This is a genomic window from Streptomyces sp. R28, from assembly GCF_041052385.1.
Lineage (GTDB): Bacteria > Actinomycetota > Actinomycetes > Streptomycetales > Streptomycetaceae > Streptomyces.
This window is the reverse complement of the sequence record NZ_CP163439.1, coordinates 3,016,109-3,029,919: the sequence shown is the minus strand read 5'-3', so window position 1 is coordinate 3,029,919 and position 13,811 is coordinate 3,016,109. Positions and strand designations below refer to the sequence as shown.

At 70.4% G+C, this 13,811-nt stretch carries 14 protein-coding genes; 4 read left to right on the top strand and 10 right to left on the bottom strand.

The genetic code is table 11. The features are described 5' to 3' along the window. The first annotated feature begins 44 nt into the window (after positions 1-44). Complete coding sequence (locus AB5J49_RS13345; RefSeq protein WP_369168831.1) at positions 45-479, top strand: hypothetical protein; 435 nt, start codon at positions 45-47, stop codon at positions 477-479. 112 nt (positions 480-591) lie between these two features. On the opposite strand, the gene AB5J49_RS13340 is transcribed toward AB5J49_RS13345, so the two are convergent. The 8 genes from AB5J49_RS13340 to AB5J49_RS13305 form a co-directional block, all read right to left on the bottom strand. Further along, the gene (locus tag AB5J49_RS13340) at positions 592-2,160 is read right to left on the bottom strand and encodes a DUF1996 domain-containing protein (RefSeq protein ID WP_369168830.1); all 1,569 of its coding nucleotides are present in this window, start codon (positions 2,158-2,160) and stop codon (positions 592-594) included. 201 nt (positions 2,161-2,361) lie between these two features. After that, positions 2,362-3,015: a LuxR C-terminal-related transcriptional regulator gene (locus tag AB5J49_RS13335; RefSeq protein WP_369168829.1), complete on the bottom strand. Its 654-nt coding sequence runs from the start codon at positions 3,013-3,015 to the stop codon at positions 2,362-2,364. Continuing rightward, a complete protein-coding gene (locus tag AB5J49_RS13330) occupies positions 3,000-4,283 on the bottom strand; it encodes a sensor histidine kinase (RefSeq protein WP_369168828.1) in 1,284 nt (427 codons plus the stop codon). Before AB5J49_RS13330 ends, AB5J49_RS13335 begins: the two co-directional genes overlap by 16 nt. Positions 4,284-4,335: 52 nt before the next feature. Next, positions 4,336-5,376 (bottom strand): SDR family oxidoreductase, encoded by a 1,041-nt coding sequence (locus tag AB5J49_RS13325; RefSeq protein WP_369168827.1) that lies wholly within the window; start codon positions 5,374-5,376, stop codon positions 4,336-4,338. An 84-nt stretch (positions 5,377-5,460) separates the two neighbouring features. Continuing rightward, entirely contained in the window at positions 5,461-6,018 is a 558-nt protein-coding gene (locus tag AB5J49_RS13320; RefSeq protein ID WP_369168826.1) for a winged helix-turn-helix domain-containing protein, read from the bottom strand. A gap of 418 nt (positions 6,019-6,436) precedes the next feature. Continuing rightward, the gene (glnII, locus tag AB5J49_RS13315) at positions 6,437-7,468 is read right to left on the bottom strand and encodes a glutamine synthetase (protein WP_369168825.1); all 1,032 of its coding nucleotides are present in this window, start codon (positions 7,466-7,468) and stop codon (positions 6,437-6,439) included. A 460-nt stretch (positions 7,469-7,928) separates the two neighbouring features. Next, the gene (locus AB5J49_RS13310) at positions 7,929-8,642 is read right to left on the bottom strand and encodes a hypothetical protein (protein WP_369168824.1); all 714 of its coding nucleotides are present in this window, start codon (positions 8,640-8,642) and stop codon (positions 7,929-7,931) included. Positions 8,643-8,765: 123 nt separating this feature from the next. Beyond that, the gene (locus tag AB5J49_RS13305; RefSeq protein WP_369168823.1) at positions 8,766-9,131 is read right to left on the bottom strand and encodes an arsenate reductase family protein; all 366 of its coding nucleotides are present in this window, start codon (positions 9,129-9,131) and stop codon (positions 8,766-8,768) included. Between the two features lie 265 nt (positions 9,132-9,396). Between AB5J49_RS13305 and AB5J49_RS13300 the strand changes: the two genes are divergently transcribed. Then, positions 9,397-9,723, top strand: coding sequence for a hypothetical protein (locus AB5J49_RS13300; RefSeq protein ID WP_369168822.1), 327 nt, complete (start codon positions 9,397-9,399; stop codon positions 9,721-9,723). 102 nt (positions 9,724-9,825) lie between these two features. Here AB5J49_RS13300 and AB5J49_RS13295 read toward each other — a convergent pair whose 3' ends face one another. Beyond that, a complete protein-coding gene (locus tag AB5J49_RS13295; protein WP_369168821.1) occupies positions 9,826-11,016 on the bottom strand; it encodes a winged helix DNA-binding domain-containing protein in 1,191 nt (396 codons plus the stop codon). A gap of 283 nt (positions 11,017-11,299) precedes the next feature. Between AB5J49_RS13295 and AB5J49_RS13290 the strand changes: the two genes are divergently transcribed. Then, positions 11,300-12,649, top strand: a complete 1,350-nt coding sequence (locus AB5J49_RS13290; RefSeq protein WP_369168820.1) for a DUF2252 domain-containing protein — start codon at positions 11,300-11,302, stop codon at positions 12,647-12,649. A 240-nt stretch (positions 12,650-12,889) separates the two neighbouring features. Next, positions 12,890-13,192: a hypothetical protein gene (locus AB5J49_RS13285; protein ID WP_369168818.1), complete on the top strand. Its 303-nt coding sequence runs from the start codon at positions 12,890-12,892 to the stop codon at positions 13,190-13,192. A 34-nt stretch (positions 13,193-13,226) separates the two neighbouring features. Here AB5J49_RS13285 and AB5J49_RS13280 read toward each other — a convergent pair whose 3' ends face one another. Further along, positions 13,227-13,811, bottom strand: a complete 585-nt coding sequence (locus AB5J49_RS13280) for a hypothetical protein (RefSeq protein WP_369168817.1) — start codon at positions 13,809-13,811, stop codon at positions 13,227-13,229.

Below are 13,811 nucleotides of genomic sequence, written 5' to 3'. Positions count from 1 at the left end.
GAGGGCCCCGCCGGGGCTCTGTGCGGCATGGACCGGAGGAACACATGAGGTTGACCCGACCCGGGCTCGCGCTGGCCGGCGCGGCGACGGTACTGGCACTGGCGGGCTGCGGATCCGGCGGGGACAGCGAGGCGGCCGTTCCGCGGACGGCGACCGGGAGTCTGGAGAAGCTGGCCGCCGAGGTGAAGTGCAAGCCGAACATGCAGACGGACGCCGACGAGATCCGGCAGGCCATCTGCGACAACACCGACGGCAAGTTCGTCCTCGCGACCTTCGCCACCGACCGCGGCCAGCGCGAATGGCTCAACGGTGCGAAGGACTACGGCGGCTACTACCTCGTCGGCCGCAAGTGGGTCGCGGTCGGCCAGGAGAAGACGGTCGACGCGCTGCAGAGCACGCTCGGCGGGACCATGGAGGAAGGCTCCGAGCACATGAACCCCGGGGGCAGCCACAACAGCAGTGGCGGCCACCACGGCTGACGGCGCGGATTCGGTCCGGGGCGAGTCTTCAGGGGCAAGCCTTCAGAGGCAAGCGAAAGCCGGCGGTGGGAAATCCCACCGCCGGCTTTCTGCTGTTCCTACCGGATCAGGACTATTGGCAGTCCTGGCCGCTGTTGATGCAGTTGACCATCTCGTTCATCACGTTCTCGTCGAAGAAGTTGATGAAGTCGTTGTGGTCGGTGATCGCCTTGTGCAGCTGGTCCGGGAAGGAGTCCACCGCGAACGCGTTCTGGACCTGCCCGTTCTGGATGGTCGGGGCCGGAACGTCGTAGACCAGACGCACCTGGAGCTGGGGAATCGCCTTGAAATTGTTGGCGCAGGTGCCGTCGCCCTGGACGAATGCCACGTGGGTGCGGTGGTTGGCGCTGTCGATGTTCTGGCCGTCCCAGCAGCTCTGGAAGTTGCTCGTCCGGACCACCGAGCTGCCCTCGGGGCAGATCGGGAGCTTGTCGTGCAACTGCACCTTGTCCTCGAAGCCGGTGCAGCTCCAGTTCGCGTTGGCGTTGTTGTTGCCGTTGACGAAGGACTTGGCGTCACCGGTGATGATGCGCAGGGCCGTCGGCATCGCGACGACATCGCTCGTCTTGTTGCCGACGAACTTCAGCTGTGCCTCGCTGGCCTGGATGATCGTGCCGACGTTGCCGTCCTGACCGCCACCGGGGGCGTTCGCGTCGATGTCGTTCTGACCGTCCTGCACACGCAGCACCGGCCAGAAGTACGACGACTTGTCACCCTGGTTCTGGCAGGTGGTGTCACCGTTGGCCAGGTCCTGGTCGCTCGCGAAAGCGTTGTTGGCCTGGTTGCCGACGTAGTCGTGCTGGTGCTGCGCACCGTTGGAGACACCGGGGGCGACGATCACGTTGTCCGAGTTGCGGTTCTCGTTCTCGTTGGTGCCGCAGTTCGTGGTGAAGCTGCCCGTCGAACCGGAGTCCCCGTTCGCGGGGAGCCCGTTCGCGCCCACACCCAGCTGGGCGTTGGCCTGCACCTGCGTGATGTCCACGAAGTCGTCCGCCGACGGGCCGTTTCCGGCCTGTCCGCCGTTGCCCTGCTGACCGTCCTGACCGCCCTGGTTCTGGTCCTGGCCGTCCTGGTTCTGGTCCTGGCCGTCCTGGTTCTGGCCGTCCTGGTTCTGGTCCTGGCCGTCCTGGTTCTGACCGTCGCCGGCGTTGCCGTCGTTGGTCTCCGGCTGTTCGATCGGGACACCCTGGCACTGGGCGAGCTGGTCCATCCCACCCGGCGCGGTTCCTCCGACGCGCCGGATGTTGATGCCGATCCGGTCGATCGTGGCCGTCCGCTTGGACTTCAGCGGACCGAGGATCGCGTTGTTGACGAAGCCGGCGTCCCCCGCCTGGGCCTGACGCGTGTCCGCGAGACGCTTGTAGGCCTCCGTGATCTGCTGGTCGAGCAGCGCCAGTTCCCTGGCGACACCCGCCCGCGCCTTCTCCGGCACGTCATTCAGCTGCTGGCCGACGTCCGGGCAGTCGATCGTGGCGACCTGGGCGTTCGCGGATTTCGTCTGGTTGTACCCAGAGTTGTCCTCGTGCGCCGAAGCATAGAAGTTGGCCCAGACAAGCCCGCCCCCACCGAGCGCTAGGGCCGCCGATGCGGCTATGGCCTTGGTGGCCAGCGGCGTACGGCGTTTTCGAATGTTGCGTCCCATGGAACTCCTCTGACTTCCTTTTTCGGGGCATCGAGGCGCCCGACAGGAGTGAAGCGGCTCCCATTCATACGGAGGGCGTCCCAGGGGTGTTCAGTCGCCTCGGAAATTGTTGAGAGATTCGTGAGAACGCTGTGTCCTCAACAGCCGCATAAGCACCGGGAGTTGTTGATCCCGCACGGCGGGTGCACGCCGGGTCCGTTTTCACCGGCCGTGGTCGAGATACGCGAGAACCGCCAGCACGCGACGGTTGTCGTCGTCCGACACCTCCAGACCCAGTTTGGCGAAGATATTGGCGGTGTGCTTGGCGATGGCCCGTTCCGTGACGACCAGCCGGTCGGCGATCGCGGCGTTCGTCCGCCCCTGCGCCATCAGCTCCAGCACCTCCCTCTCGCGGGGCGTGAGCCGCGCCAGCGGCTGGTCGTCGGCCGCGCGCCGGGTCAGCAGCTGCTGGATCACCTGCGGGTCCATCGCGGTCCCGCCCGCCGCGACCCGCCGTACGGCGTCCACGAACTGCTCCGCGTCGAACACCCGGTCCTTCAGCAGATACCCCACCCCGCCGCTGCCGTCCGCGAGCAACTCCCGCGCGTACAACTGCTCCACGTGCTGCGAGAGGACCAGCACCGGCAGCCCGGGCTTCCTGCGGCGGGCCTGAAGCGCGCACTGCAGCCCCTCGTCGGTGTGCGTCGGCGGCAGGCGTACGTCGACGACGGCGACGTCCGGCTCCAGCTCGGCCAGCGCCCGGGCCAGCTCGGGGCCGGTCTCCACCGCCGCGGCTATCTCGAAGTCGTAGGCCTGGAGGAGCCGGACGAGCCCGTCGCGCAGCAGGAACAGGTCTTCGGCTAGGACAACGCGCAAGGAATCTCCATGGTGACCATGGTGGGACCGCCCGCGGGACTGCTGACGGCCAGGACGCCGTCGAATGTACCCAGTCGCCGCTCGACTCCGGCGAGGCCCGAACCGGCCCCGATCACCGCGCCGCCCTTGCCGTTGTCGGTGACGGTGATGCGCAGCATGTCGTCGCCTTCGTTCACATGGTGCAGGTCGATCCAGATCCGCTCGGCTCCCGCGTGCTTGACGGCGTTGGTGAGCACCTCGCTGACCGCGAAGTACGCCGCGGACTCCACGGGCGCCTCCGCACGCCCGGGCAGCTCCACGTTCACCTCGGTCGCGACCGGCAGCCGCAGCGCCAGCGCCCGTACGGCGTCGCCCAGTCCGCGCTCGGCGAGCACGGGCGGGTGGATGCCGCGCACCAGGTCGCGCAGCTCGGAGAGCGCGTCGGCGGACGACCGGCGGGCCTGCGCGAGCAGCTGCTTGGCCTGCTCGGGGTCCTTGTCGAGCAGCATCTCGACGGTGCCCAGGTCCATTCCCATCGCGACCAGGCGAGCCTGTGCCCCGTCGTGCAGGTCGCGTTCGATACGGCGCAGTTCGGCGGCGGAGGTGTCGACGGCGTCCTGCCGGGTTTCCGTCAACACCCTTACACGCTGAGCCAGTTCGCCCTGGTTGGAGCCGAGGACGGCGCGGGTGAGCCTGAAGTGGGCGATGAGTAGAGCGGTGGTGAACCGGTGGGCGATCACCAGATAGACGGCACCCAGGGCTGCTGCGGCGAACGCGGTGGCCTGGCTGTCGACGGGTACGAAGGCATACCAGTAGGGGCCGCCCTCACCATCCGACATCACCCGCCACAGACCAGCCGCCAACGCGAATCCCTCCAGCGGGTAGAACACCAGAAGGGCCGGCAGTAGCGCGGTGAGGAACCCCGCCGTCATGTCGACCGGCAGCCACCGCAGATCCCGCCAGGTCGCCGGGTCGCGCAGCATCCCGAAGGTGCGGGTCCAAGGATTGGGGTTCTCCGGCAGCGGCTGGTACGCCGACGGGATCCGCACCCCGCCCCACTCGGCTGCGAGGACCCGCCGCCAGTTCGCGAACGTCCGCACGCCGGTCAGCACATACGGCGTCGTGACGAGGCCGACGCCGATCGGGATAAGCGCGATGGACACCAGGGAGAGGACGAAGCAGAGGATGGCCCCCGGCAGGGACACCAGCGCCAACGCCAGCCCCCGCAGCGCGGCGATCCCCATGCCCCGTGCCCTCGAACCACGGCCGCTCTTGTTGTCGTTGGTCATGCCGTCAGTCTCGCGGAGGCCGCAACGGGGGTCACGGGGCCGAGCCCCCGGATCAGGAGGTGGTGCCAGGTACACCCCCGCCGCGCGCCCCCGCGTCGGCCGCGAGCACCTTCGCCTCCACCTCCGGGTCGAGCCCCTTCGACGTCCGGTCCGGCCGCATGGGCGCCGTACCGCCGATGTCCGTCAGCCACCGCCAGGTGTCGGCGACGGTCTCGGCGACGGGTCGGCAGCGCAGCCCGGTCGCGACGGCCCTGGACACGTCCGCGCTGTGCAGGGCGTCATGCATGTCGCTGCCCGGCGGTACCCACACCGGCAGCTGGGTCCACGGCTCGATGCCCGCGTCCAGGATCACTTCCGGTTCGGTCCACCGCAGTTCGGCGTCCCCGCCGACGGTGGTCACGCAGGCATCGAGCAACTCGCCCATGGTGGCGTGCCCTTGCGGGCTCATCAGGTTGTACGGCCCGCTCAGCTCCTGCTCCACTGCCCCCAGGATCCACTCCGCGAGGTCGCGGACGTCGGCGTACTGGAGGGGAAGATCCCGCGGCCCGGGCGCGAGGACGGGTCCGCCGCGCGCGATACGACCGAGCCACCACGGCAGCCGGCCGACGTTCTCGTACGGCCCGAGGAGCAGCCCGGCGCGCGCGAGTACCGAGCGATCCGCCCCGAACTCCTCGACGGTGGCCAGTTCGCCGCCCCGCTTGTCCCGCAGGTAATCGGTGTGCTCCGCCTCGGCTTCGGCACCCTGGACCAGCGGCGCGTCCTCGCCGTACCCGGCGGGCGGGGCCCACTCGTACACCGAGCAGCTCGACACGTACACATAGCGTTCGGCGCGGCCCCGCAGCAGCCGCGCCGCGTCCCGCACCGCGCGGGGCGCCGACGACCAGGTGTCGACGACGGCGTCCCACTCGCCGGGGTGCTCGGCGAGGGAGGCGAGCCCGTCGGACGCGGTGCGGTCGCCTCGCAGCAACCGCACCCCGGCCGGGGGCTCGTGCCGCCCCCGGTTGAGGACGGTCACGTCCCAGCCGCGCCCGACGGCCGCCTCCACGACGGCCCGCCCGGCGAACTCCGTACCACCCAGCACCAGAAGTCTCATGCCGCCGACTGTGCCCGGTGCGGGCACGGGACGGAACAGGACTCTGCCGTCAGCAGAAGGCTTTCGAGGGAGCGCCCGGGCAGGTCAGCGTCCGGCGGGCGGCGCGTACTTGTACCCCACCCTGCGCACCGTCCGGATGGTGTCCCGGTGCTCGGCGCCCAGCTTGCGGCGCAGCCGGGCGATGTGGACGTCGACGGTACGGCCGTCGCCCACATGCCCGTACCCCCACACCGTGGTGACCAGCTGGTCGCGCGTGTGTACGCGATGCGGGTTGGCCACCAGGTGGGCGAGCAGCTCGAACTCCAGGTAGGTGAGGTCGAGTTCACGCCCGTCGACTGCGGCGGTGCGCCGCACGGCGTCGACGCTGACGAGCGCGTCGCCGTCGACGGCGTGGGCCGGCGGAACGGGCGGAACCGGCGGCTGCTGGTCGGCCGGGACGAGCACCAGGTAGCCGATCATCGGCGGCTGCCCCGGGAGCGTGGGCAGGGAGTGCTGGGGAGCGGGCAGCCAGGTGGCGCCCGGCGGCAGGAGGTTCGCGACGTCGATCACCTCGTCCCGGTCCACGGCGCGCAGATGGTGCCGTGAAGCGGTCGGGGCGGGGGAGTTGAGCGTGGCGGTGGAGAGAGAACGAGTGGTCGCCATGAGAGGTCAGCTCTTTTCGCGCGAGGAGTCCGTCGAGGAGTCCATCGAGAAGTCCGTTGGGAGACGTACGTCGTTTCGCGCTGGCCGAAGGCCGGGAAAGTTACGGCTTTACAGGGCCCGCGCGTTCACCGCGCGGCAACACACCCGGTCGAAGTCGTCGTGCTGACGGGAAGGCCAGAAGGGCTCGAGGTCATGGCGACCTGTCGCGGAGTACTTCTGGAAGCTGGCCATGCGTCCATTGAAGCAGACGCCGGCCCGGGAGGGGACCCTTCGTCTCGTCCCTCCAGTGGTTTGTCCCAGGTCAACGGCGTGACGTTGATCGCTTTGCCCGGAGAGCCGTCCCACTGCGTGGACAACCCAACACGAAGGGGGCGCCCACCGTCTCGGTGGGCCCCCCCTTCGGGAGCTACTGGGTGGATCAGACCTGGCCGGCCTTCTCCAGCGCGGAGCAGCAGGTGTCGACGATCAGGCGGGTCACCAGGTACGGGTCGACGTTGGCGTTCGGACGGCGGTCCTCGATGTAACCCTTGCCGTCCTTCTCGACCTGCCACGGGATACGGACCGAGGCGCCACGGTCGGAGACACCGTAGGAGTACTCGTTCCACGGGGCGGTCTCGTGCAGACCGGTCAGACGGTCGTCGATGCCGGCGCCGTAGTTCTTGACGTGGTCGAGGGGCTTGGAGCCCTCGCCGAGCGACTCGCAGGCAGTGATGATCGCGTCGTAGCCCTCGCGCATCGCCTTCGTGGAGAAGTTGGTGTGCGCACCGGCGCCGTTCCAGTCGCCCTTCACCGGCTTCGGGTCCAGCGTCGCGGCGATGCCGAAGTCCTCGGCGGTGCGGTAGAGCAGCCAGCGGGCGACCCACAGGTGGTCGGAGACCTCCAGCGGGGAGACCGGACCGACCTGGAACTCCCACTGGCCGGGCATGACCTCGGCGTTGATGCCGGAGATGGCGAGACCGGCGGCGAGGCAGTTCTCCAGGTGGGCCTCGACGACCTCACGGCCGAAGATCTCGTCGGCGCCGACACCGCAGTAGTAGCCACCCTGCGGGGCCGGGAAGCCGCCCTTGGGGAAGCCGAGCGGGTAGCCGTCCTGGAAGAAGGTGTACTCCTGCTCGATGCCGAAGATCGGCTCCTGAGCGGCGAACTTCTCGGAGACCTCGGTGAGCGCGGCACGGGTGTTGGACTCGTGCGGCGTCATGTCGATGTTGAGGACCTCGCACAGGACGAGGATGTCGTCGCCGCCGCGGATCGGGTCGGGGCAGGTGAAGACCGGCTTGAGGACACGGTCCGAGGAGTGGCCCTCGGCCTGGTTCGTGGAGGACCCGTCGAAGCCCCAGATCGGCAGCGCGTCCAGACCGACGGGCTCGCCCGTGATGATCTTCGTCTTGGAACGGAGCTTGGCGGTCGGCTGGGTGCCGTCGATCCAGATGTACTCAGCCTTGAAGGTCACGGGCCACTTCCTTCGGGGGTGTGTCTGACGCACTTGCGGGTGCTGCGGCGCTGCGGCACTGAGGCGCCGCTCTTGATGCCCGCGAGCCTGTCAACAGGCGATTTCCCGCCCGTTGCTCGAATGTGAACCCCGTGTTACCTGGTGGTGGTGTGGCGCGTTTCACGCTGTGAGCGGCGGGGCAAAGTCGACAGGGCGACATCCAGCCCTGCAGGGCGGGCGGTTGGGTGACTCGTATGCGATGGGAATGGACACCAGGCCGCACGCACCCGCGGTCGCGTACGGCCCCGGCCTCCCACCGAACCGCAGGCGCCACGCGAACCCCGACCGGGGCCGCGCAGGCATCCGACGCGTACCCCCAAGCCCGTGACCCCGACGCCCGCGACCCCCATGCCCGCAGGCCCTGCCGCTCGTGGCCGCGAGCGGCAGGGCCCATGACACGTACGGTGTGGTTACCCGAGCCTCACCCCACCTTCTCGATCACCGCGCGGCGGATCAGGAACTTGCCGGGCTCACGCACCTGCTCGAAGGCGGCGTTGTTGAGCAGCACGCAGCTGCCGGAGACCGAAGTGACCTCCACCGTCGTGGACTTGTCGTTGTCCAGGTTGGTGACCTTCAGCTTCGTACCGGCCGGGAACTGGTTGCTGGACGCCGCCGGGGCGCCGCCCTCACCGGAGAGCGTGACGGTCGAGCCGTTGCAGACCTGCTGTCCCGAGGCCGCGGCATCGCCGCCGGTGTTTCCCGCGTTGCCTGCGTTCCCCGCGTTCCCCGCATTCCCTGCGTTCCCTGCGTTGCCGACGCCCCCCGTGTCGCCGGCCTCCGCGGGAGCGGTCTGCGCCGGCTGCGAAGTCTGGGAGTCCTGAGCCGACTCCCCAACCGCACATCCGGACGCTTGCTGCTGAACCTTGATCTGCGCGATGACGGCCTCGCGGTTGGCGATCCGGGCCTCGGACTGCGCGTCCGGATCGGCCCGTTGGCCGTCGATGAACTTCTGGTTGTTGCCGAGAGCGGTGGCGAGACCTTGGCAGACGTTGGAGTCCGCGGCCGACAGGGTCCGGGGACTCTGCGAGGCGTTCGAGGTGCTCGCCATGACGAAGGCGCCGCCTCCGGCCACCGCCGCCGCACTCACCAACAGTACGAGCTTCTTCTTCGTGCCGAGAGTTCTCCTACGCGACATGCGCGCCTCCTGAGAGGTAGGGGAGCGTACGCCGCTATGTACGAGATACCGAACGAGGTTACTCAGCAGTTACAGCAGTCACTGACGTAACCTGCGTCACACAAAGCTCAGCAGGGGAGGCCTTCAGCTCTCCCGGGACAGGGCATCGCGCACGGCCTCTTCGGTCCGCGCGACAACGGCCGTACCGTCGTCCGCGGTGATGATCGGCCGCTGGATCAGCTTGGGGTGCTCGGCCAGGGCCGTGATCCACCGCTCCCGCGAACCCGCGTCCCGGGCCCACTCCTTGACCCCGAGCTCCTTGGCGGCGGCCTCCTGGGCCCGGGTGATGTCCCAGGGCTCGAGCCCGAGCCGGTCGAGGACGTCCCGGATCTCGTCCGCGGTCGGCACGTCGTCCAGATAGCGGCGGACGGTGTAGTCCGCCCCCTCGGCGTCGAGCAGCGTGAGGGCGCTACGGCACTTGGAACAGGCCGGATTGATCCAGATCTCCATGCCGCTCACGGTATCCCGACCGGAGCGTCAGCCTCCGTCGACCGGGCTCCAGTCGTCCGCCAAGCGCCCTGTGTTCGAATTTTCCGGCGCCTCAGCCGCACCTCGCGACACCGGCGTGACACAGTGACAATTTCGTTGCTGACCAGGGTATTTCACGGACGTCCGGGACCCTCGGATTGTCAGTGCCGGGCAGTAAACTGTAACCAGTGTTCGAGAGCGTCGCCGGGGAACCCGACCGGCGCTCTACCGCGACAGGAGGATGCCTGTGCCCGCTGCCGCACTGAAGCCGAAGCCGACCCGCAAGCCGCTGCCCACCCAGTCCACCGCGCAGCACCCGGTGCTGCTCGACCTGCCGTACGCGCCCTTGGAGAAGCGGCCGCTGCCGCCGGGCCGTCCGCGCGAGTGGTACGTCAGCCACAACCGCCGCCTCAAGGCCATGCGCCTGGCGATCGCCCTGCTCGACTCGGGCGTCTTCATGCCCAACCAGGCCCGCAACGACACGATCCGAAGCACCGCGGAGACGATCGGCGTGCACCCGCCGTCGGACACGACGTGCCACATGGTGCGGGCGTTCATGAGGTACTCGAGGTAAGCCGCGAGGCCGGGTGCCCCCACTGACCGAGGGCACCCGGCACTGCTCTGCCAAGTGCGGGCACCCGGCACCGCCCCGGCCCCCACCCCCCACCTGTGCCCCCTACGCCGACAACTCCCGCTCCAACGGCGTCCGAAACCGAGGCGTCACCCGAGCCGCCCCCACCCACCCCCGCAACCGCTCCGCCTCCACGGCGACCGCGGCCTGAACCGCCCGCCGCTCCACGCCCCCCAGGTCCTCCAGCGACCGCCAGACGATCTCCCCGTCCCCGCGCTGGGCCCAGCCGCCCACCACACGCCCGTTCCACCACACCGTCGGCCCCACATTGCCGCTGCGGTCGAACAGCGACGGCCACAGCTCCGGCGCCAGATACCACTCCCGCCGTTGCCACCCCATCGCCGTGGGGTCGAGGGCGGGCAGCAGCGCCGCCCACGGCTCCTCGGGCCCGGCCACCGGACCGACGTCGCCGTCGACGACGTACCCCGTCCCCTCGTCGAGGGAGACGGCCTGCGCCCCGATCGCCGCCAGCGCCCGGCGTACTTCGGTCACCTTCCACCCGGTCCACCACTTGAGGTCGGTCTCCGTCGCCGGCCCGCACACCGCGAGCCAGCGCCGCAGCAGTTCCGCCTGCGCCCCGGAAACGTCCAGCTCGGGATGGTCGGGTGCCACCGCCCACCGGAACTGCGAGGACGTCCAGGAGCCCAGCGGCCGCCCCCGCACCACCTTTCCCTCGACGCCCAGCACCCGCAGCAGCCGCGTCGAGACGGCGTGTACCCCCTCGTAGCTCTTGCCGGCCCCGTACACGAACCGCTCGCGCAACCGCGGCTCGTCCTCGGCGAGTTCGGCCGCCGTCGCCTGCCCGCGCCGGGCCAGCGCGGCCAGCGTCGACTCCTCGACCTCCGCCAGCCAGGCCGCGTCCGGCGCCCCCGCCGTCGCCATGTGCTTGACCAGCGTGGCTCGCTCCCGGGCGGCGACAGCGAGGCCGGTCGAGGCGTGCACGACGGCCGTCAGGTCGGTGGGGAACACGAACACGGTGTGCCGCATGCCGTGCATCCGGACCAGCGCCCGGTCCTCGTACAACGCCCGCTCGGTCCGCGCGACGGTCTTCGCGGGCTCCGCCAGCCGCGCGCCCACGGCCAGGTACACGGTCGCCGGATCGGTGCCGTGCAGCGCGACCAGCGACTCGGCGACCTCGACCGGCCCTGCCGCCCGAGCGGCCCCGGCCAGCCGATGCCGCAACCCCAGCCGGGCCCGGCGCTCCGCCACCCCGATGTACCGCAGCCCGTCACCCATCCCGGCCTCCACCCGTCACGCCGTCACACCGTCACCTCGTCCGTGACCGCATCCTCCCCGACGCCACTGACAACGGCCTCCGCCGCCCGACGGCCGTTGCCCGACCGACCGCCCCGTCACCCGATCGCCGTACCCGGCATGCGCCCGCCCCCCGCCCCGCCTTCACTGCGATCAGGAGGTGACGGCCTCCGTCCCGGGCGGGCGTGGCAGCGGGAGGTGCGATGGGCGGGCACGGCATACGACGGCCGGTGTACGGGGTGGCCGTACACAGAACCGTCTCCCCATGACGACCCCCACCACCCCCGCCGACCGGGCCCTGCGCGGCAAAGCCGCCCGCAAACAGGTCCCCCGCTCCGCGCACGCCGCCTGGATCCCCTCCGCGGACCGCCCCGACCCCGTCGCCGTACTGGAACGCCAGGGCCGCGACCGGCTGCCCGAGCTGCTGCCGATCAGGTACGGCCGGATGGCCGGGTCCCCGTTGGCCTTCCTGCGCGGCGCGGCCGCCGTGATGGCCGCCGACCTCGCCGCCGTCCCGCACACCGGCCTCACCGTGCAGCTGTGCGGCGACGCCCACCTGCTCAACTTCGGGCTGTACGCCTCCCCGGAACGCGCCCTGCTCTTCGACCTGAACGACTTCGACGAGACGTTCCCCGGCCCCTTCGAGTGGGACGTCAAACGCCTCGCCGCCTCGGTCGCCGTGGCCGCCCGCGAGAACGGCCACCCGGAGGCCAAGGTCGGCCGTGCGGCCCTGGAGACCGTGACCGCGTACCGCACCGCCGTCCGGCGCCTCGCCCGGCTCGGCGAGCTCGACGTCTGGTACGCGCGCATCGACGCCGAGCAGCTCCTGTCCCTGGCCCGCTCCGCCCGCCACCGCCGCCGCGTCGAATCCAGCCTCGGCCGCGCCCGCCGCCGCACCAGCCTGCAGGCCTACGGCAAGCTCACCGACGTCGTCGACGGGCGTCGGCGGATCATCCACGACCCGCCGCTCCTCGAACCCGCGGGCACCTCCGACATGGCCTCCCTGCGCAAGATCTTCAGCGACTACCGCTCGACCCTCGCCGAGGAGCGCCGCCTGCTCCTGGACCGCTACCGCTTCGTCGACGCCGCTCGCAAGGTCGTCGGCGTGGGCAGTGTCGGCCTGCGCTGCTTCATCGTGCTGCTCGCCGGGCGCGACACCGACGACCCGCTGTTCCTGCAGCTCAAGGAGGCACGCCGGTCCGTACTGGAGGAGCATCTGCCGAGTGGGCCGTACGTCCACCCCGGCCATCGCGTCGTCGTAGGTCAGCGCCTGTTGCAGGCCGCGAGCGACATCTTCCTCGGCTGGATGTCCGGCCCGCAGGGACGCGCCTTCTACTGGCGTCAGCTGCGCGACATGAAGAGCTCCGCGGACGTCGCCGGGATGAGCCCGGACGACCTTCTGTCCTACGCCCGCCTCTGCGGCACCGCCCTGGCCCGGGCCCACGCCCGCTCCGGCGACCGTATCGCCATCGCCGGCTACCTCGGCAGCGCCGACACCTTCGACCGCGCCGTCCGCGACTTCGCGCTGGCCTACGCCGACCGGACCGCCGCCGACCACACGATCCTGGGCGCGGCCGTCGCGGCCGGCGTGGTCAGGGCCGAGCCCGGGGTCTGACGCCGTCAGCCGTACCACTCCGGCAACCGGGAAAAGGAGATGCACGCCCGGTGACCGGATCCCTACGCTGGACACGCGTAACGGAGCTGTTCACGCCGCTTTCCGCAGGGCAGGCGTCACCCTGCGGGCTCGGGGCTACTCTCTACGCACCGACGGACGGTCGCCCTTCCCCCAGCGCCCCGTCGGGACATAGGTCACCGCTCACGATCCAGAATCGATCCACGCTCACGGAGGCCCGTGATGGGCACCATCGTCATGTCCGGGACTGTCGTCCTGGTGATCCTAGGATTCGGAAACCACGTCTACTGGCTCGCCGCCGTCGCCGTGCTCTTCCTCTACCTGCAGTACGGCCGCAGCTCCTCCGCGTCGAGCGGCGGGGCCGGGGGCGCCGGCGGCGGGGGAGGGTCCTCGTCGGGAGGATCCATGCCCGCGGACTACCGCTCCTACCGCGACCGCCGGGACATGCAGGCCAAGTGGGAGCGCCGCTACCGCCGCGAGCGTCCCCTCGAGGCCCGTCGTCAGGAGGGTGAGAAGAGCAAGTGAGACCAGCTCGGCTGGTAGCCCGAGGGGCCCCCGGTCACAGGCCGGGGGCACCCCACACCGGGAACCAGCGGTTCAGGTCCTGCTCGATCCTCAGGTCGTTCGCGAGCGTCGCCTTCACCCGCAGCTCCAGCGGGTTGTCGCGCCGCTCCGCCCGACCGGGCAGCGGCGCGAAGGGATAGAAGGTGCCGCGCTTGTAGAGGTAGACGAGGGCGAGCCGCCTGCCCTCGTCGTCCTCGAACCCGGCCAGCGAGCACAGCAGCTGCGGCCCGAAGCCGTTGACCTCCATCGCGCTGTTCACGGCGTGCAGGTCGTTGACCAGCTCCGGCAACTGGTCGGGCTTGCGCCGGGAGACCAGCCACGAGTAGCCGTAGCCGTCCCGCGTCAGCTCCACCGGCCGGCCCTCGCGCTCGGCGTCCGCGTCGAGCAGCGCCTGGACCTCGCGGTGTATCTGCTCGAAGACCGCGCCCTCGACCGGGGCGAAGCACACCGCCCCGCTCCCGGTCGGCCGGAATCCGGCCGCCGCCTCCAGCGTCACCGCCGCCGACGGCAGCGCGAAGAGCTGGTCGAGATCGGGTACGACCGGCTTCGTACGGCCGAGCAGGATGTCCAGCAGCCCCAT

Excerpts from the sequence above, each read along its gene's own strand:
- AB5J49_RS13345 (WP_369168831.1), top strand. The coding sequence starts at position 45 with ATGAGGTTGACCCGACCCGGGCTCGCGCTGGCCGGCGCGGCGACGGTA.
- AB5J49_RS13340 (WP_369168830.1), bottom strand. The coding sequence starts at position 2,160 with ATGGGACGCAACATTCGAAAACGCCGTACGCCGCTGGCCACCAAGGCC.
- AB5J49_RS13330 (WP_369168828.1), bottom strand. The coding sequence starts at position 4,283 with ATGACCAACGACAACAAGAGCGGCCGTGGTTCGAGGGCACGGGGCATG.
- AB5J49_RS13325 (WP_369168827.1), bottom strand. The coding sequence starts at position 5,376 with ATGAGACTTCTGGTGCTGGGTGGTACGGAGTTCGCCGGGCGGGCCGTC.
- AB5J49_RS13320 (WP_369168826.1), bottom strand. The coding sequence starts at position 6,018 with ATGGCGACCACTCGTTCTCTCTCCACCGCCACGCTCAACTCCCCCGCC.
- AB5J49_RS13310 (WP_369168824.1), bottom strand. The coding sequence starts at position 8,642 with ATGTCGCGTAGGAGAACTCTCGGCACGAAGAAGAAGCTCGTACTGTTG.
- AB5J49_RS13305 (WP_369168823.1), bottom strand. The coding sequence starts at position 9,131 with ATGGAGATCTGGATCAATCCGGCCTGTTCCAAGTGCCGTAGCGCCCTC.
- AB5J49_RS13295 (WP_369168821.1), bottom strand. The coding sequence starts at position 11,016 with ATGGGTGACGGGCTGCGGTACATCGGGGTGGCGGAGCGCCGGGCCCGG.
- AB5J49_RS13290 (WP_369168820.1), top strand. The coding sequence starts at position 11,300 with ATGACGACCCCCACCACCCCCGCCGACCGGGCCCTGCGCGGCAAAGCC.
- AB5J49_RS13285 (WP_369168818.1), top strand. The coding sequence starts at position 12,890 with ATGGGCACCATCGTCATGTCCGGGACTGTCGTCCTGGTGATCCTAGGA.
- AB5J49_RS13280 (WP_369168817.1), bottom strand. The coding sequence starts at position 13,811 with ATGGGGCTGCTGGACATCCTGCTCGGCCGTACGAAGCCGGTCGTACCC.